Genomic DNA, 18,340 nt, shown 5'->3' with positions numbered 1-18,340 from the left:
GTTTTTGAGTAACAGCTTGCCGGATATTCAAAGGCAGCTACTTTTGGCTGCAATCATTTTTTAGTCTAAACTACAGTTAGTAAGGTGCGCTACTATCCCAAACCCTCGATAATCGTTTTATAACGAAAGTCTGACGCATCCTACAAATCGATTGGAGTCTGCCAGTTGCGTAAGTCCTAATATCAAATAAAACATGGGCTGCTGTTTAAAGACTCAATAAAATTTTACTCAAAACAGAAAACTGTCTATCGACCGCTACTAATTTTTATCTGTTAACAGATTTAAGTTTCGCTTATACAATGTTTTCTATAACTGTAAACGCAGAGCGACCATTTTTTGGCTAAATCTCTCCATCGTTACGAGCGGAAAAATTTACCCACGGCTGATGAGGTTTATCTCTGAGAAACTCACTTTGCCAAGCATACTGAGGCTGTTCTTCTAAAAATTGTTTAGCATTGAATGTTGAGCCGTCCGGATGTCCGTAGCGACCCAAGAAACTCATTTGTTTAGCCATCGTACTATCCGTTACTTTACCATCATTAGCTCCATAAGGATAGTAAGGCCCGAATTCTAGAGGATTAAAGGCAGCAGGATCGCGATCGAACCTAGCACAGATGGTGCGGTTTGATGAATTGTGTTCTTTGAGGTAAACATCGTAATCATCGGAAATCATTGCCATTGCAGATTCAATGTTAATTTTCCCGCAATACTCAGCCAGAAGTTGCTCCCAACGCACCCGACGCCCACCACTTTGGAGTAGGTTGGAATACCCTACGTTATCGCATTCTTGATTGCGAATTCTCGGATCTTCGACAACATTACATCCCCAGAAGTATCCTTCTTGCTTGCGGGTGATACCGACATATTTTAATCCCAATTCTAACCGCGCAATTTCTCCCGTGCGAATATCTCCAATTAACCAACTATTGGCATACCCCCCGTTATTATTAACCTGCATTATCTCCATCCATTCATCAAGACTTTGGGCGTATTGCATTGCCTTTCTGACTCGATAAAATTCAGGAGCTTTCTTTTCATCATATCCAGAAAATCCAGCAATGCTGGTTTCGGCACCCATAATTCCAATACCTGTTAAAAAGAAGTCAGTACCGCTGTGCAAAAAACCTGGCGCACTCTGCATTAAAATGCTATTTCCCCGATCGGGATGAATATCCATGACGATATTGGCGGAGTTACTGTTGATGTATGTATCCCAAGTATTGTGAGCTAGAACAATTCCACTGTCTGCGGTTGTTTTGTCACCCGTAGCGATGAAGGAATTGCAGTGATGACCTCGCAAGAATTCTCCGGGTTGTGTATTTTTATGTTGGGGCCACCAATCACCCAACAGTTCTATATTAGCGTTCCAAGCTAAAATTTCTGGATAGGAAATTTCTACACCCGCCTTCAAAGCTCCAGCTACAATTCCCTCAAGCTCAGTTTTAAATTCCCCACCTAACTCGTCCTTGTTTAACCAATGATCGTATAGGTCCATTGCTGCTTTCTCCAAGGACTCAAATGTATCTCCTGTATCCCAGTTACTGGTAAATTTAATCGTTTTTAAGGCTTCGTCTAGCTCTTTGGCAAGTAAATAGCCGTGCTGAAACCCTCGTTCAAATGGAGCACCTTCAATATGTAAAAATATCCAACCTGCTCTTTCAAAGCGATAGGCTTTTGATAAGTAGTTTTGTTCGGTTTGATTGAGATGAGCACGAGTGAAAGTCATTGTTTTTCCTTTTTATAATAGATAGGTCATGGGCAAAGGGACACGAGAATATGTTGAGACCAAAACCATTGCAGCAATTGCCAACAAATCGGCAAAGCTTGCTGTTTTGACCATTTTTGCATCAGTTCCAAGACTGTTTGTCCGGCAACCAATTCTTCGAGGAAGCTGGCGATCGCAACGTTTCCTAAATAAGCTACAGGTCGATCTAATCCCGGATGGTGCAAGGCTTTAACTTTCTCAATTAAATTCCCTTGGATGACAGGTGCAAGCATCAGTTTTGCCGCGGGCGACAACTGGATGCGAGTGTTGAGGTTAAAGAGAGAAGTATTCAATTGCCATTCAGTTAGGTTTTGAATCGGGGGCTTATGGGCGCGACTTTGCCAAAAAGAAGTAGCAGGATAAATATCTTGTTCGGCATAAAATTGGGCAGCTGTTTTTTGATTGCGATCGACGGTTTCTCTCTGTCTGTCGCAGTAAAAAGCGATCGCGGCATCGGTGCTATCTGGCTGGGTTAAAATTGTGTGTACTGCAATGCTGCCAGTAAAAGCAGACATCATTGCCACTTGTACGCCTTGGGAAGACAACGGATCGATAGAAAGTGCCGCTTCACCAACTCGGATAAAATCTAGCCCTATCGGATCTATGGTAAAATAAGACGAGGCATCGCAAAGCTGCACCGGAGTTTCTAACTTGCCCTCCAAACACTCTGGGAATAAAGTAGTTTTTGCTAGTATATCTTCATAGAATTTTTGCCGATCGCCTCCTATTTGGGCATACCGCTGCTTATCCAAAAAAACCGCTGCATTGAAAGTACCATTTGGTAAAGATGCGCCCCAGAACCATTCATTTGCACCTGCTTCCAGGCGACTTTCTGCACCATGAAAACTGGTATTTTTCCAATAACCGTATAATGCCAATGTCGCCGCAGAATAACGCTGTTTTTTCCCAGCTAGCGGGCTGTGTTTTCCCGTCGCATCAACCAGAAACCGTGTTTTGATGGTGTAGTGGCGATCGCCCGAACGAACGGGAACCAACCATTGATATTGTCCTTGCCGTTGGGGAGGAGAGACACGTGCCGGTTGCAAAACACGTACCCCGACTTCTTTGGCTGCTTCTAATAGTAACTGGTCAAATCGGCTGCGATCGACCTGAAACCCAGATTCTCCGGGGTGTGATTGCCAACTATTGTCGGTACTTGACCAACGAACTCGCGCGCGATGGCTTCTCAAAAAACCCGCTGCTTCGATTAGCGATCGCACCCCCAACAATTCAAACATTTGTATAATAGACGGCGGCAAAGACTCCCCGATGTGGGGGCGAGGAAACGCCGCTTGTTCGATCAAACAAACATCGTGACCTAAAAGTGCCAGCCTGCGAGCAATACTAGAACCAGCAGGCCCACCGCCCACCACACAAACTTCGGTTTCAATCGGGAAATTAGCAGTCATTCGATTTGAGATTTGAGAGTTTGGATTTTAGCTTAAAAATTGTCTCAATAAATCCGCTTTTTTTGCCTCTGCGTTAGAAACCTAAAAACTTAGTTTCTGCGTAAATATCTAATTCCCAAGCGAAGATTTTTCATAGAATCCCGGTTTTTTTTGCTTAAGTCCTGTTAATTCAAATAGGAATGCGATCGCCCGTAAAATAATCCGGGGATTTTTCTAAGAGACTGACGTAAGTTTGCAAGCAAAAATGCAACCAGCCCCGAATATAATCGCAAGCAGGTCTACCGCGATGAATCACCTCATAATGGCATCCACCGCTGCACAAATAACGCGCCCAACAGCTATTGCAAGGTTCTTGACGATCGACTTGTCTTTCTGCCAACCACCGATCTTGTTTTTCTCGATCGATGCCGTTTTTCAGACTGCCCATAAAACCAGCCTCATCATCGACAAAGCGATGACAAGCAGAGAGATTGCCCTCCGCAGATACACCCATATATCCTGCACCTGCACCGCAAGGGTAGGGTCTATGAGTGCCTCGATGAATTTGTTGTATTGCTGAAGTTATATTGGCAAAGGGATAGCGGTTTCCTGCAATTGTTTGTCGCTCGAACTCTTGCCCGCAGTCAATCATTTGTGCGAGCATCACTTGGAGACCTTCTGTTTCCATTTGCTCGCGTCCTGTTGGCGAACTCAGCATGGGAGAAAAGCCGATACTGTGAAATCCCAAACCGATAAAATGCTCCAAGGTTTCTCGCAGGTACAAATTTTTAGGTGTTACCGTAACGCGGGCGGAAACTTGCATTTGTCGTTGCTGGGATAGTAACGGTTTAATATTAGCCATGACTCGCTCGTAACTGCCTTTGCCACTTTTGAACGAACGGGTGCGATCGTGAACTTCCCCCACACCATCCAAACTTACTGTTACGGCAAATCCATACCGCTCAAAAAAGTCTGCATCATCGGGTTCAAGCAAAGTACCATTCGTGGTAATTGAAAAGCCAATTTTCACACCTCTTTTTTGGGATAAATCAAAAGCTAACTGAGTGGCAGCATGAATTAATTGACGATTTACTAAAGGTTCTCCTCCCAAAAAAGAGAGATTCACGCGCTCTTCGGGTTGCGCTTCCTCAAATAATCGCTCCACAGCCGCTTTTGCCACCTCCCAAGACATATTTTTGGCAGCCCCCCCGAAACTGCCTTCTTGGGCGTAACAATAAGTGCATCCCAGGTTGCATTTCTGGGCAACAGCGAGGGACAGTGCTTTTAATGGCGGTTGTGACAACGGTTGACCGTCTATAAAGGTTTTGGCAGTCAATCCGTATTGTTGGAGAAGGCGATCGACGGTATCGGTATTTTGTTTGGCTGCTGCCTCTATTTCTTGTTGTAATTCTGGCTCTATTCCATAAACTTGAGAGCCATCGGCAATCAGCATATGTAAGCCATATTCTGTGTCAAAAAAATGAAGTTTTGACAATACTTCCGAACCATCACTCAAGTAATTAACGCGCATAAAGATTTTAAAAGAAGTAGAAAACCCAACCTAAAATTAGTCTTCCCAGAAGGGAATACCAATTCCCTGACGTGCCAGTTCATCAGCAATTTGATTCAGCTTAGTCATCGCCTCCCTCGCAAAATGAGTTTGTTTGCCACCTGTGTGGAAGTCTTTGTCAGAGAAACTAGAGTAGGCGTTGTAAAGTTGAGGAAGGATAATGTCGTTATACAATTTGAGGGCTTGACGAGCCTCATCCTGCGTTCCTACTCTGACATTGCGGAGGTAAAGATCGGGTCGATCTGCCGGGTAGACTTTCAGAGCTTTCTTAATATCGCGGAAGTGGCTGAAATGCTGCACGCCGTCGGTGTCAATCCGAATCGCCAATTCGTATAAATGATTCAGATGTTGATATTCCGGTTGGCGCAAAGTGGCAACAACCCGTGCGTAAGCTCCTTCAATATATCCGCTCGGTTTTTCGACTTTAATAAAGTCCTCTAGCGTTTCTAGAGTGAGCGGACGGAGTTGTCTGGGGCGCGGCTCGTTATGACGACCTATCGGGATTTCGGTAGCTGGGATCAAAACGGGTTGGTAATACTCAATTAATCCAGCTTGGTAAAGTCCCCAAAGCAATTGGTTTACCCAGCGTAGGTGAGTCATTTCACCTGCTGCTACCATCATCAGAAAATGCCGCATGAAAGTGACATCTGACTTGAGAGTAGGCCAGACGTCGCCTTCAATTTCTTGAGGTGTTTTAATCGAATAACGAGCATACAAATATTCCAAAGCCAGAGCCATTTCTAAGGGAGCTAATTTGTCTCGCAGTTCGGCGGCCAATTCTACAGGAGAACTAAACGGTTCGGGGTCAGCTTCACGGAGTTGAGGTTGGTAAGTTTCTCCTATTTCATGACCCTGCAAGACAATATTTAACTCTTCCCAGTGTTGGTTAATTTGGAAATGGTCGAACTGGAAAGGGCGATTTTTGTCGATCGTATTCATCGCCGCTACTGTACCAGAGGGCGATCGATCTTCGCGCAACCAGTCAATGGGAGTATTGGCTTTAATGGAATTAGCTGACTCGCCATCGGGCAGGATCTCTTCATCGGGAGCGATCGCACCATACACGACATCTGGATGATTAGAAGCCCAATAATGACAAGCACAATCGCGAAAATCATGGGTCCAAGGGGAACACAAACTTTGTCCTAATTCACCCGGAGAGTAGGCAAGGTCGATAACTCCCGTTTTTGGATCGACGTAACGCCGCCGCCAACCTGTCAATTCGATTTCTGATAAAGGAAAGTTGGTATCCCGCTGGATTAATTTAATCTTTAAAGCAGCGGGTTCAGGTTTCAGACTGCTGACTAAACGCCAGACGACTAAACCTTGCAAAGGAGTGCGACTACCATCTTTGCTATATTCGTACATGAAAATTTCTTTTCCGTCCTGCTCGATCGAGTGCAGGTACCAGGTTCCCGCAGCCAAATTTGCTCCCTTATCTCCAGACAGTTCTCGGTAAAGTTCGGTAACTTGGGGGTTGCTGCGATTCATTTGTGGATCGGTTAGATCGACATAAATCAGCTTTGCCCCTCGCCGCTGCGGTTCTGTATAAGGAGGTAGATTATCAGCCAAGTCAACAAAGGTAAAAAGCAGCCCTGGAAAAAATCGGCGATCGAGGGCCGGAACGTGCATTTCCAGCCCCGGATAACAGTTACCTACTCCAGACTCCAAGCGGGTGGTGACAGGATTGCCCGCTACTTGATAGGTAGCTCTCGCAGTTAAATTGCGAGGAAAAATTTTCTTTGCTGTGTTATTTTGTTCAGCCATGACAACTCCCTTCTTGGTTCGATTTAAAACCGCTATTTTGCTTGCGGTTCGTTCAACAGTTTCACCAATGCCATCAATTCCTCATACTGCCGTCGAGTCAGAGATAGAGGATTTTGATCTGAGTCGCGCATATAGGGCGGCATCCGCATATCGTAGAGTTTGTCGCGCAAAATGCGAGGGTCGCGGAAATCAGGGTTGGGTTCAACATCCGGTGGTGGATTATCTGTTAGTTGGTGGAAATGACCGAAGGGAGGACGGATCAGTCGCTCTATGTGTCTTTGGTGACTGCGGAAAAAATGGATTAGGGTGTCAATATCGGTGAGGGGCGTGTGAACGAAATGAGCGACATCTTTATAGGGCAAGCGATCGCGTTTAACGCTAATGCTCTCTTCTTGAGGGGCTGAAGAAATCAGCAAATCAGGGCTTTTATCGACATAAGGAACATCTTCCCCCGACAAACTGCGTTTGTCGATTTGGGGCATACCCGGAAAGTTAGGCTTTTGGTCGTCTGAATCATTTTCCCGAATCGAACGGGTGCGTGCTGAATCCAGACTCATCAAGCTCACGGTTTCATAGATGCGGTGGAATAAATCTTGAATTTCTTCTGCCGTTACTTGTTCGGTGTCTTTATTTACCTGTACTGAATCCAGATCGCGATCGGCGAGGTCATCGGCGATCGAGTAAAAGGGACGGCGATCCGGAGCAAAATCCGGTGGGCCGACCAAGACTCGCGCCGTAGCAACGTAGCGCTCGGAGGCGATCGCCAGGTAAGCTTCAATAACGGCATCGCAACTATCATCCACCACTCCCCAGGAAGCGTTATCCCCCACATTCGCGCCGTCATAACTATCGGAGGGTAAAGCATCGTCGTATTCTCGTCCCAAAATATACTTTGACCACACCGTATTTTCGTTGAGGATACGATTTTCTGGCGGTACAATTTCATAAACGCGACCCGCTTCTGAAAGAGGCGCTGCTGCTTCACCGGGGGGTAACCCAGAAGCTGGGCCTGCGATCGCGCTTGGCGGGCCGTAGACTTTTCCTTTAGCAGGAGTGAAGCGAACGCGCAATTGACTCAAGTCAACCCCCAACTTGGTTTCGGGAGTCGGACGCATGACTTGGAAGTGACCCAGAGGAATGGGATGGTCTTTCAAAACTAGAGGTGCTTGACCCGCAGTGTGACGGCTGTATGCTAGCAGGGGGTAACGCTTGCAATCCTGGCCAGCCACTTCTACCATTGCGGTGTAGGAACAAGCGGGATCGCCCGTGCGGAAGGAAGCTTTCCGGTTTCCTGCTGTTATCCGATACCGAATGTTTTCTGTGGAAGCGCCCAACTCTGCTAGTAAATTTAAGGTCAGGGGCACTTCCTTAATCGTGCCATCCTTGCCTGACTGAACCGTTACCCACAACTCAAAAAAGGGAGCAACTGGTCGCAAGGACTTGCCATCCCGAAAGCGAATCGACTGAGGTAGGTCAGGACACAGAGAGCCATCTTCTCTGACTTCTAAGCTGACTTGGGGGGTTATAATAGTCATATCGCCCCCAAAGACGCTGGGATCTTCTGTCCAAGTGAAACTTTCCATTGGTGTATCGCTGCTACCTAAACGCGCGATCGCCATCGGTGGTAGAAAGAACACTTCTAAAATTGTATCCATTAACAACTCCCCGAAGATACCCGTTCAGTTTGAGCCTTGTACTGACTTTTAAATCTTACCCATTAATTTATCTGCGTGCCAACAATATTACTCATACAAGTTATTAGTCCCCTCGATCGAGCAATAAAATTTATGAATAGTTAATATATGATAATAAATCCTAACAAGACTTAATATTGGGATTCTAGATTTTGTTTGTAAGTTTACTAAATAAAGGATAACGTTAATGTAATTTTGTAATGTCCAAGATTCATTCTTCTATCTAGGCTAAAAATTAGCCAATATAGAATGAATGACTGATACAGCCCTAAAGTCGATGTTATGATGTATATCGATAAGCCAAGAATTAATAATTGTAAATTACCAATATCGAGTGAAAATGACAACTCTAAAAATTCCTGGCTATTACATCACCGAACAAATTTACAATGGTAACAGAACCCAAGTTTACCTAGGAATTAAAGAGTTAGACAGTCAACCAGTTGCAATCAAACTGCTTCAGTCTGAGTATCCAGCCTTCACCGAACTGGTACAGTTCCGCAATCAATACACAATTGCCAAAAATCTCGACTTTCCGGGAATTGTCAAACATTTAAGCTTGGAAAACTATCGAAATGGTTTTGCCCTGATAATGGAGAATTATGGTGGCATTTCCCTGGCTAACTACCTGACTTCCCCGGTTTTGTCAAAAACCGGAAAAATTACCGATAACCTCGCTGATTTTTTTGACATAGCTCTTCAAATTGTCACGACGCTAGAAGGACTTTATCGCTGCCGAATTATTCATAAAGATATTAAACCCCAGAATATTTTAATTAACCCTAAAACTAAACAAGTCAAACTGATTGACTTCAGTATTTCCTCGCTTTTACCCAGAGAAAGCCAAGAAATTCAAAACCCCAATCAGTTAGAAGGCACCCTCGCTTATATCTCCCCGGAACAAACGGGACGCATGAATCGGGGCATTGACTATCGTACTGACTTTTACTCCTTGGGCGTAACTTTTTACGAACTGCTAGCGGGTCAGTTGCCTTTTCTATCGACAGACCCGATGGAATTAGTTCACTGTCATATTGCCCGTCAAGCCATTCCCCCTATTGCAGTAAATCCCGCCATCCCCCAAATTTTAAATGACATCGTAATGAAATTGATCGCAAAAACTGCTGAAGACCGCTATCAAACAGCTTTTGGGATTAAATACGATTTAGAAAAGTGTTTAGAACAGTACGCAGCTAGCGGTAAGATTGCACCCTTTGAATTAGGAAAAAGGGACATTTCCGAACGCTTCGTTATCCCAGACAAACTTTACGGCAGAGAAATTGAAGTAGAAACGCTTTTAGCAGCATTTGAACGCATCAGTTCTGGAAATTCAGAAATCATGCTAGTAGCAGGATTTTCCGGCATTGGTAAAACTGCCGTTGTCAATGAAGTTCACAAACCCATTGTCCGCCAACGCGGTTATTTTATTAAAGGAAAATTCGACCAATTTAATCGCAACATTCCCTTTTGGGCATGGGTACAAGCTCTGCAAAATTTAATGCGACAACTGCTGACTGAAACTGCGGCTGTTGTGCAGAAATGGAAAGCAAAAATCTTAGCCACTTTGGGAGAAAACGGCCAAGTCATTATTGAGGTCATCCCCGAACTAGAACTGCTGATTGGCAAGCAACCACCCGCCCCGGAACTAGAAGGAAGTGCGGCTCAAAATCGCTTCAATTTGCTGTTTCAAAAGTTTATCCGAGTCTTCGCGACTCAAGAACATCCTTTAGTGATTTTCTTAGATGATTTACAGTGGGCAGATTCAGCTTCTTTGAAGTTGATGCAATTGCTTTTAAGCGATGGGGATACCCGTTGTCTGTTGCTAATAGGAGCTTATCGAGACAACGAAGTTTCTCCCGCACATCCGCTGATGCTGACGTTAGATGAAATTAAGGAAACTAATGCGACGGTCAATCAAATTACCTTAGCACCTTTAGACCAACCTTCCTTAAACTGCCTGATTGCCGATACTCTGAGTTGTCCGCCAGAGCGAGCAATTTCTTTAACCGAACTGGTACTGGCAAAAACCAAAGGCAATCCTTTCTTTACGAATCAATTCCTCAAATCGCTTTACGAAGATGGATTAATATCGTTTGATATTAGCTGCAACTATTGGCAGTGCGATATTGCACAAGTTAAGACAATTTCCGTCAGCGATGATGTTGTCGAGTTTATGGCAATACAGTTGCAGAAACTGCCGGAAAATACTCAAACAGTATTGAAATTAGCAGCTTGCATCGGCAACACTTTTGACCTCGCTACCCTAGCAATTGTCCGCGAAAAATCCCAAGCTGAGACAGCGGCTGACTTGTGGAAAGCTTTGCAAGAAGGTTTAGTTATTCCGATTAGCGAAGTTTACAAATTCTTCCAATATGAGTCTTCGGTCACAAGTCAAGAGAATGTAGAACTGACAGTTCCTTACAAATTTCTCCACGATCGAGTGCAGCAAGCGGCTTATTTTCTAATTCCCGAAGACCAAAAACAATCAACTCATCTGAAAATTGGACGGCTGCTGTTGGCAAATACCCCCGAAACGGAACGGGAAGAGAAAATTTTTGATATTGTCAACCAGTTGAATATTGCCGTCGATTTAATTGACAGTCAAACAGAACAAGACGAACTGGTGCAGTTAAATTTACTTGCGGGACGTAAAGCCAAAGCTTCTACAGCCTATGCGGCCGCGATCGGTTATTTATCTGTAGGCATGAAACTGCTAACAGCAGATAGCTGGCAAACGAATTACGATCGAACGCTGGCACTGTATGAATTAGCCGCTGAGTCAGCCTATCTGGGGGGTAACTTCGAGCAGATGGAGGCGTGGTCAGCACTTGTTTTGAACGAAGCTAAAACTTTGCTGGATAAAGTGAAAGTCTATGAAGTCAAAATTCAAGCCTACATGGCGCAAACCCGAGGTTTAGACGCGGTGAGAACGGGGCTAGAAGTGCTGAAGCTTTTGGGGATAGATTTTCCAGAAAATACCCAACCATCAGATATTCAGCAAGCAATGGTGGAAACGAGAGAAAATTTGGGTTCTCGCCCAATCGAGGACTTGATTAACTTGCCAGCGATGACGGACCCAGAAAAATTGGCAGCGATGCAAATTCTTTCGAGTTTATCCTCTGCCACCTATATTTCTGCGCCTCAGATGTATCCGCTGACGGTGTGCCATCGGGTGAATTTATCCCTGCAATATGGCAATGCTGCTTGGTCGGCTTTTGCTTATGCCACCTATGGGTTAATTATGTGCGGCGTCGTGGGAGATATTGAATTGGGTTATCAATTTGGTCTCTTAGCTTTAACAGTAGCTTCGGAGTTCAACGTTAAGGAAATTAAACCAAAAACATTCTTTATTTTTGGTGGTATGGTCGCCCATTGGAAAGAACCAGTCCGCAAAACATTAAAACCTTTGCTAGAGAGTTACCAAATTGGCTTGGAAACTGGAGATTTAGAATTTGCGGCTTACAGTGCCTGTTACGCCTGTAACCATTTATATTTTGCTGGGGCCGAACTAACTGGATTAGAACGGGAAATGGCGTCTTACAGTCATGCGCTCAAACAACTAAAACAAATTGCCTCGTTTAATTATAATGAAATTTTTCGGCAGGCAGTGCTTAACTTATTAGGTGAGTCGGAAAATCGCTGCCTTTTAGTGGGTGAAGCTTATGACGAAGTACAATTACTGTCGCAACATTTAGAAGGCAACGACAGAAACGGATTGCACTATTTGTATTTAAACAAGCTGATTCTCTGTTATCTGTTTGAGGAATTGCCACAAGCGATCGCAAATACTGCCAAGGCAGAGGAATATATTGATAGCGCGATCGCTCTTCTGTGTGTACCCCTATTCCATTTCTACGACTCCCTGGTACAGCTAGCGATTTTGACCGATTCATCCACAAGCGCTCGCGAGCCAATTTTAGAAAAAGTAGCACACAATCAGCAAAAACTCAAGACCTGGGCTGAACACGCGCCGATGAATCACTTGCATAAATTTTATCTGGTGGAAGCAGAACGGCATCGGGTTCTGGGTGAAAATGTGGAAGCAATGGATGATTACGATCGCGCTATTTCCATCGCCAAAGAAAACGAGTACGTCAATGAAGAAGCAATCGCTAACGAACTTGCCGCCAAGTTTTATTTAGCTTGGGGTAAAGAAACCATTGCTCAAACCTACCTTATAGCAGCTTATTACGCTTACTCTCGCTGGGGAGCCAAAGCAAAAATTGAAGATTTAGAAAAACGCTATCCTCAATTACTCGCCCCTATTTTTATTAGAAATCCCGGCGCGCAATTGGGCGATACAGTAACTCTGATGACTCATGAAATCGCCGCGCTCAAAGTTACAAGTAGCACTGGTACAGGTATTTCATCAGCTCTAGATTTAACAACAGTCATCGAAGCCTCTCAAGTCATATCTGGAGAAATTAATCTCGATAAGTTAATCTCAACTTTAATAAAAGTGGTGATGGAAAATGCAGGAGCAACAGGCGGCGCTCTGATTTTAGAACAATCGGGTGAATTATTTATCACCGCTCAATCGCTTGGTAGCGAGTGCCACTTGCAATCTATCTCAGTTGACAGCAGCCAAGAGATTCCGGTATCAATCGTCAATTATGTTTGGCGCACGGCTGAAACTCTAGTAATTAATGATGCAACTAAGGAAGCTAATTGGGCTGCCGAGCCTTATATTATCCAGCGTCATCCTAAATCGTTACTGTGTCTCCCTATTCAACATCAAGGAATTTGCCTCGGTATTCTTTATTTAGAAAATAATTTAACCGAGGCTGCATTTACCGCCGACAGATTGGAACTTTTAAAAGTATTATCTGCTCAAGCTGCTATTTCCATTGAAAATGCTCGCCTCTATCAAAATTTAGAAGAAAAAGTGCAACAGCGCACGGCTCAACTAGCTGATTCCAACCGCCAACTCGCCCTTGCTTATGAAGAAATTACTGCGCTCAACTCACGCTTGAAAAAAGAGAACATCCGCTTAAGTGCCGAATTAGATGTAGCGAGAAAACTACAACAAATGGTGCTGCCAAATTTCTCAGAAATTGAGGCAATTGAAGACTTAGAAATTGCTGTTTTTATGGAACCTGCAGATGAAGTGGGTGGCGACTACTACGACGTGCAATCTAAGAATGGCAAAGTGTATTTCAGCATCGGCGATGTTACGGGACACGGGTTAGAAAGTGGCGTGATAATGATTATGGCGCAAACCGCTGTCCGAACGCTTCAAGAAAGTAATGAAACAGATCCGGTGAGGTTTATGGATGTGCTCAATCGAACCCTTTACGGCAATCTCCAGCGGATGAATTCTGGAAAAAATATGACCTTGGCATTATTAGAGTATCAAGATAGTATCCTCAATATCAGCGGTCAACATGAAGAGATAATAGTGGTGCGTACTGATAGCAGCGTCGAGCGGATAGATACGGTATCTCTGGGTTTCCCCATTGGTTTGGATGTGGAGATTGCTGATTTTGTTGCCCAAACTCAAGTGTTGCTGAACCCGGGAGATGTAGTGGTGCTTTATACCGATGGGATTACTGAAGCTTTCGATATTAATCGAAAACTTTACGGCTTGGAGAGACTGTGCGAAGTCATATCCAGAAATCACCACCTAGGAGTAGAGGAAATTCGGCAAGTCGTAATTGAAGATGTGCGGCGGCATATTGGCGAGCAAAAAGTTTTTGATGATATTGCCTTGGTGGTGTTGAAACAAAAGTAGGGGAGATTGTTTTTTGGGAATAATTAGGGCTTGCTGAAAAAGTAAGAAAACAGCATTTAGAAAGATGAATTAACTCGCGAGTCCCTGGATAATATAAGCTTTGTTTACGATATTTTGTCCAAAGCATAATCTTTATTAATCATCACAGGTGGAAAACAGGAAAAAAAGTGTATATTCTGAAATAGACATAAAAAAAGCCAAAAAGCCTGCCGTAGCAGGGCCGAAAGATTCATCACCAAAAAAGTTATGGGGATGGTGGTTTGAGAAGTATTAGAAAGTTTAGCCATCACTCTACCGAGGCTGAATCTTCTTTTAGCTTCTCCAAATTTTTCCTCAATAGAGTTACGAATTCTCTCGTCTTCTAAAGCTTGTTTCTTCGTTGACTTACTAATATTTGTCGAGGGTCTTCCTAAATGGGGATCACTCATTCTAATTCCTCTTTCTTTGCACCAAGCTCGATTGTCGCGAGTTCGATAAATTCGATCTACATGAATTGATTCGGGATAAAATCCCGTGAACCGTTTAAATTCTTCTACTTGTTTTTTTAAGTCTACAGATTCGTTACAATTATCCCAACTAATTCGGTCTAAAAACACGTATCCGTTACGACAACTGGCTGACAGCTTTGCCCCAAACTCAACGGATTTCCCGGCTTTCCCTCTGACGATGGGGCGATGTGTGGTTGTGTTAAACTTACTATTCTGTCCTCAATACTATGTGTTTTATTTTCATACATCCATAACTGTTGACGGTAGACTTCTGTGACTACTAATAGCATTTTATAATAATATTTGGTCGGCCACGTTCGCTCACCTATGACCGCGATATGAGCTAAATTTATTTTAATATATTGAAGTTGTTTCTTAATCGCTTTTCTTCGCTTTTTTTGTGATGGTCTTCGTTTCTTGGCTACTGTCAAGTATTCTTTTCTAGCTAGGTTTCAATAAGTTCTTGGTTTTTTTTTAGTGGTGACTGAATTTGAGTGTGCAAAGCATCTATGATTGTTTCGGTTGGGTGCATCTCACTTTTGCAAATATATCAAGTGGAAAGTTGACCATTGAGATAAGCACAGCGAAGAGAAAGAATAGAGGAAACGCTCTCAATATTCCACTGTGATCCCGATAGTTTCACCCGTGTTCCAATTTGTTTAATGAGTGATTCAACTGTTCCCGAACCAATCGAACCTATGGATTCTACTTTATAGTATAAGTAATTAACTATTCGACAGCGATGGGTTTCCAAATAGTGGCAAAATGTTTTAAATGCTTTCTTTTTTAGGTCTTTAAATAAATTGATTGTTTCATCAACTTGACCTGGCCACAACAAATTTTCTGCTGATTTTAATCGTTTAAATGAACCCCCTACCTTGTAGAGATTTTCTTTAAGATGATACCAATCTAAAATTTCTTGTCTTTGTTGGGCCTCTCCAATTTCTTGAAACAAGTTCCAAATTCCCGGATGACCATCTCCTATACAGTACATAGGATGCAGCAGTTTTTGGCTATTCGCCCAATCAATTAAATCTTGAGACTTTTGAAAAAAAGCTCCACAGTAAACATTATCTAAACACAAGGCTTTATAGTCTTTCCAATAACAGGGTTCGCCCTTGGTTTCGTTGCGTAGCCTGATTTTCCCGCCATCTAATGTAATTTATTGTACACCTTGTTTGGAGGTAGGTAATTCAAATTTTTGTCGATTTACTAATCTTTGTAATGTGCTATGTGAAATTTTAATCCCGGTTAACTCTTCTCAATCTTTTTCTGCTCTTTGATAAGATTCATTGGCACTGATTAAAAGAGCACATTTCTCCAGCATCGGGCTAAGTTGAGTATGAGATTTTAATCCGAAATATTTGGCTTGGTTGTCGGTAATTTTGAGCGACCCTACTACAGATTTTACTGTTCGGGTTTTTCCTGTTTTAATTCCTGAGACTTTTGAAAAAAAAAGCTACCTAGTTCGGGTCCCACTTCTGATAAGATTTTCTGACGTAAGACTTTTTCTATACTTTCAAAATTTTTTAGCTCTGTTGGGTCTGTATTTCTGTAAATAATTTCTGCAGCCCCTTCTAAGTATGCTTTTAGCTGCTGTCGCTCTGAGGGTGTCATTTTTTACCTCATCCTTTTTTGAGATTTTTACTGCTTTTTTTATTTTAGCCTTTTTTTATAGATTTGCAAAACTGAGATGCACCCGTTTCGGTTTGTTCCCTGGCTTGATTCAATATTCCTAAGTCGTTAGGATATTTAATATCGGCTGGCGCGCAGGTTGCGTCTAATATTAATTTTCCTTGATTTTTCGGCTCGCTGATGTCCGATGACTTTTTATCGACTACTTTGCCTGGTGCTTCGGTCTGCTCTTTGACCATTTTTTCATTGATTTTATTGACTAGGTTGACACCTATTCTCTGTCGAAAATGAACCAACATTGATAAGTCGAATGGTGCTTGACAGAAGATAGCTGGTCATGCATATAAAGTATTGTAAGTATGGGTTTTCTCGGATTTGTTCTATTGTTTCGCGATCGCTGGTTCCTAACCTTTCTTTAATAATTAATCCTCCCAATGCCATCCGAAAAGATTTTGCTGGAGTTCCCATATCTACGGAAAAGTTTTGAGCATATTCTGCTTCAAATGCTGACCACGGAATTAGTTTCGCCATGATTACCCAACGATTATCTTTTAACAATTGCCCCTCAAAAGGCAAGTCAAAGTTGGATGGCCGGTTTGGGGTTGGGTCAACTTTTCGGTACATTACGAAAGTGATGTTGTACTAGCCTTTGGACAGATTTTAGCTCATAAGCTTGCACACGCGGAACGTTCAAACCAGTCAAAGTCTTTCTCTGTAAAGGTTTTAGGCTTATTCAGCCAGCCCTAATTAGGGATTGCTGAATAAGTTGGAAAAAATCACCCGTAGCAATTGATTGGTTTTTCAAGCTCGGTCAAACATAATTTTTTATTGTCTATAGCTTACCCCATCATAGCTTTTGATAATGTCGATCCTTCAATCCTATGTCTTTAAGCGTGGGTTCCTTCCCCTTCTGCTTTTCCTTCTCTTTCTCCTTTTCCTTCCCCTTCCCACTCCTCTTTCTCAACAACCTGAATAACTGTACTTTAGACTAAATAAAGATGAGAACGGTGGCTTTCAGAAGAACTAGAGCCACCGCGCCGGGAGAGAATAAGGGTGAAAAAGAAAACCTATCCACTCCCTAAATGAACAGTGAACGATTAAAGGAATTCCGTCAAGCAGCATACGAGTTATTAGTAAAAGCAAAAGATGCGACATTCGAGCTGATGGATGCAGTGATGACGACTCCGAATGCAGCCTGTTTGGCGGAATTTTCGCTCAATCCATTATTCCATCGTCAAACGCCTCGGCGTCTACGAGGCATTGCAAGACTCTAGACCAGACCGGAAAAAACTAATGCTGCTGTATCTCCAGCAATTACAGGAGGAAGCACCCTCAACGGAACACGTTTTAGTGGCAATCGATCATACTGCATGGGGCAGACCAGATGCCAAAACATTACAAGACAGAACCCATGAAGATCACAAAGGCGAAATTATTGGACAGGGGTACAGTACAATTGCGTGGATACCCGAAGCAGAAGGAAGTTGGGCATTACCCCTACTACATGAACGAATTAGTAGTTGGTCTTCACCCATAGAAAAAGCAGCTTCCCAACTCAAACTTGTTTGTGAACAGAGCATCAATCCAGTCTTAGCACTTTTAGATCGAGAATATGGCAATGCTTGTTGGGTACTAGCGCAAGCTTCCATTCAAGCTGATTGCTTAATGCGACTCCGAAAGAATGCCTGGAAAGTGGTCAGCACCACCAGCATATAGTGGTCGCGACAGACCACGCCAGCACGGGCAAAAAATGAGGCCGGGTGACCAAACCACATGGCGGTAAAGCGGATGCTGTGATTGAAATTGACGAATATCCAGAGTTGGGGCAAGTCCGAGTCAGGCAATGGCTTGACTTACATTTTTATCGTGCGCCTGAACAGAGAGTAAATTTAATCCTCGTGGAAAGAATGAAGCCCATGTCAAACGGTCAGCCGTTTCCACCATTGTGGTTGGCTTGGGTGGGAGAACGAACTCTACCCAAGCGAAACAGTCTGGTTTAAGTATTTACGACGCTTTGGAGTCGATCATTGGTATAGATTTGTTAAGCAACGATTACATTGGACATTGCCTAACTTGAGAACTCCCGAACAATCTGAGCGTTGGAGCGATTTAATGCCATTGATGAGTTGGCAACTCTGGCTGGCTAGGGATTTAGTTCTGGAAAATCGACTTCCTTGGCAATCTGCTACGATTACAGCACTTCCGGATGTTATGAGGTACAGTAGCAGCAATTAGTAAACCAGTTTTTGAGATGTTTCGGATTAATTAAGTCAAGAGCCACAGCAATTATGGTGTCAACCAT

At 43.3% G+C, this 18,340-nt stretch carries 8 protein-coding genes and 3 pseudogenes; 3 read left to right on the top strand and 8 right to left on the bottom strand.

All coding sequences use genetic code 11. The features are described 5' to 3' along the window. Positions 1–340: 340 nt before the first annotated feature. The 5 genes from QUA53_RS26415 to QUA53_RS26395 all read right to left on the bottom strand — a co-directional run bounded on the left by QUA53_RS26415 (position 341) and on the right by QUA53_RS26395 (position 8,145). The gene (locus QUA53_RS26415) at positions 341–1,726 is read right to left on the bottom strand and encodes a C45 family peptidase (protein WP_333100671.1); all 1,386 of its coding nucleotides are present in this window, start codon (positions 1,724–1,726) and stop codon (positions 341–343) included. Between the two features lie 26 nt (positions 1,727–1,752). Beyond that, the gene (gene qhpG / locus QUA53_RS26410; protein WP_333100673.1) at positions 1,753–3,174 is read right to left on the bottom strand and encodes a flavin-dependent monooxygenase QhpG; all 1,422 of its coding nucleotides are present in this window, start codon (positions 3,172–3,174) and stop codon (positions 1,753–1,755) included. 169 nt (positions 3,175–3,343) lie between these two features. Further along, the gene (locus QUA53_RS26405) at positions 3,344–4,684 is read right to left on the bottom strand and encodes a radical SAM/SPASM domain-containing protein (RefSeq protein WP_333100674.1); all 1,341 of its coding nucleotides are present in this window, start codon (positions 4,682–4,684) and stop codon (positions 3,344–3,346) included. A 36-nt stretch (positions 4,685–4,720) separates the two neighbouring features. After that, positions 4,721–6,490 carry a ferritin-like domain-containing protein gene (locus tag QUA53_RS26400; RefSeq protein WP_333100676.1) on the bottom strand — a complete coding sequence of 590 codons (1,770 nt, stop codon included), beginning with the start codon at positions 6,488–6,490 and terminating at the stop codon, positions 4,721–4,723. Positions 6,491–6,522: 32 nt separating this feature from the next. Then, complete coding sequence (locus QUA53_RS26395; RefSeq protein ID WP_333100679.1) at positions 6,523–8,145, bottom strand: hypothetical protein; 1,623 nt, start codon at positions 8,143–8,145, stop codon at positions 6,523–6,525. 379 nt (positions 8,146–8,524) lie between these two features. Here QUA53_RS26395 and QUA53_RS26390 point away from each other — a divergent pair, with 379 nt between their 5' ends. Next, positions 8,525–13,915: an AAA family ATPase gene (locus QUA53_RS26390; RefSeq protein WP_333100681.1), complete on the top strand. Its 5,391-nt coding sequence runs from the start codon at positions 8,525–8,527 to the stop codon at positions 13,913–13,915. 104 nt (positions 13,916–14,019) lie between these two features. Here the strand turns inward: QUA53_RS26390 and QUA53_RS26385 are convergent. The 3 pseudogenes from QUA53_RS26385 to QUA53_RS26375 all read right to left on the bottom strand — a co-directional run. Further along, positions 14,020–14,852, bottom strand: a pseudogene (locus tag QUA53_RS26385) (transposase); the annotation flags it as partial. A gap of 101 nt (positions 14,853–14,953) precedes the next feature. Next, a pseudogene (locus tag QUA53_RS26380) lies at positions 14,954–16,020 on the bottom strand (ISKra4 family transposase). 86 nt (positions 16,021–16,106) lie between these two features. Continuing rightward, positions 16,107–16,662, bottom strand: a pseudogene (locus QUA53_RS26375) (transposase); the annotation flags it as partial. Between the two features lie 564 nt (positions 16,663–17,226). Between QUA53_RS26375 and QUA53_RS26370 the strand changes: the two are divergent. Further along, a complete protein-coding gene (locus QUA53_RS26370) occupies positions 17,227–17,754 on the top strand; it encodes a hypothetical protein (RefSeq protein WP_333100683.1) in 528 nt (175 codons plus the stop codon). A gap of 44 nt (positions 17,755–17,798) precedes the next feature. Continuing rightward, complete coding sequence (locus QUA53_RS26365; protein WP_333100685.1) at positions 17,799–18,038, top strand: hypothetical protein; 240 nt, start codon at positions 17,799–17,801, stop codon at positions 18,036–18,038. The last annotated feature ends 302 nt before the right edge of the window (positions 18,039–18,340 follow it).

This window comes from Microcoleus sp. Pol12B3 (assembly GCF_036701355.1).
Lineage (GTDB): Bacteria > Cyanobacteriota > Cyanobacteriia > Cyanobacteriales > Microcoleaceae > Microcoleus.
The sequence above is the reverse complement of the archived record's forward strand: the minus strand, read 5'-3'. Positions and strand labels throughout refer to the sequence as shown.

What these genes read in the sequence shown, in the direction of transcription:
- QUA53_RS26415 (WP_333100671.1), bottom strand. Translation starts at nt 1,726, where the DNA reads ATGACTTTCACTCGTGCTCATCTCAATCAAACCGAACAAAACTACTTA.
- qhpG (WP_333100673.1), bottom strand. Translation starts at nt 3,174, where the DNA reads ATGACTGCTAATTTCCCGATTGAAACCGAAGTTTGTGTGGTGGGCGGT.
- QUA53_RS26405 (WP_333100674.1), bottom strand. Translation starts at nt 4,684, where the DNA reads ATGCGCGTTAATTACTTGAGTGATGGTTCGGAAGTATTGTCAAAACTT.
- QUA53_RS26400 (WP_333100676.1), bottom strand. Translation starts at nt 6,490, where the DNA reads ATGGCTGAACAAAATAACACAGCAAAGAAAATTTTTCCTCGCAATTTA.
- QUA53_RS26395 (WP_333100679.1), bottom strand. Translation starts at nt 8,145, where the DNA reads ATGGATACAATTTTAGAAGTGTTCTTTCTACCACCGATGGCGATCGCG.
- QUA53_RS26390 (WP_333100681.1), top strand. Translation starts at nt 8,525, where the DNA reads ATGACAACTCTAAAAATTCCTGGCTATTACATCACCGAACAAATTTAC.
- QUA53_RS26370 (WP_333100683.1), top strand. Translation starts at nt 17,227, where the DNA reads ATGCAGCCTGTTTGGCGGAATTTTCGCTCAATCCATTATTCCATCGTC.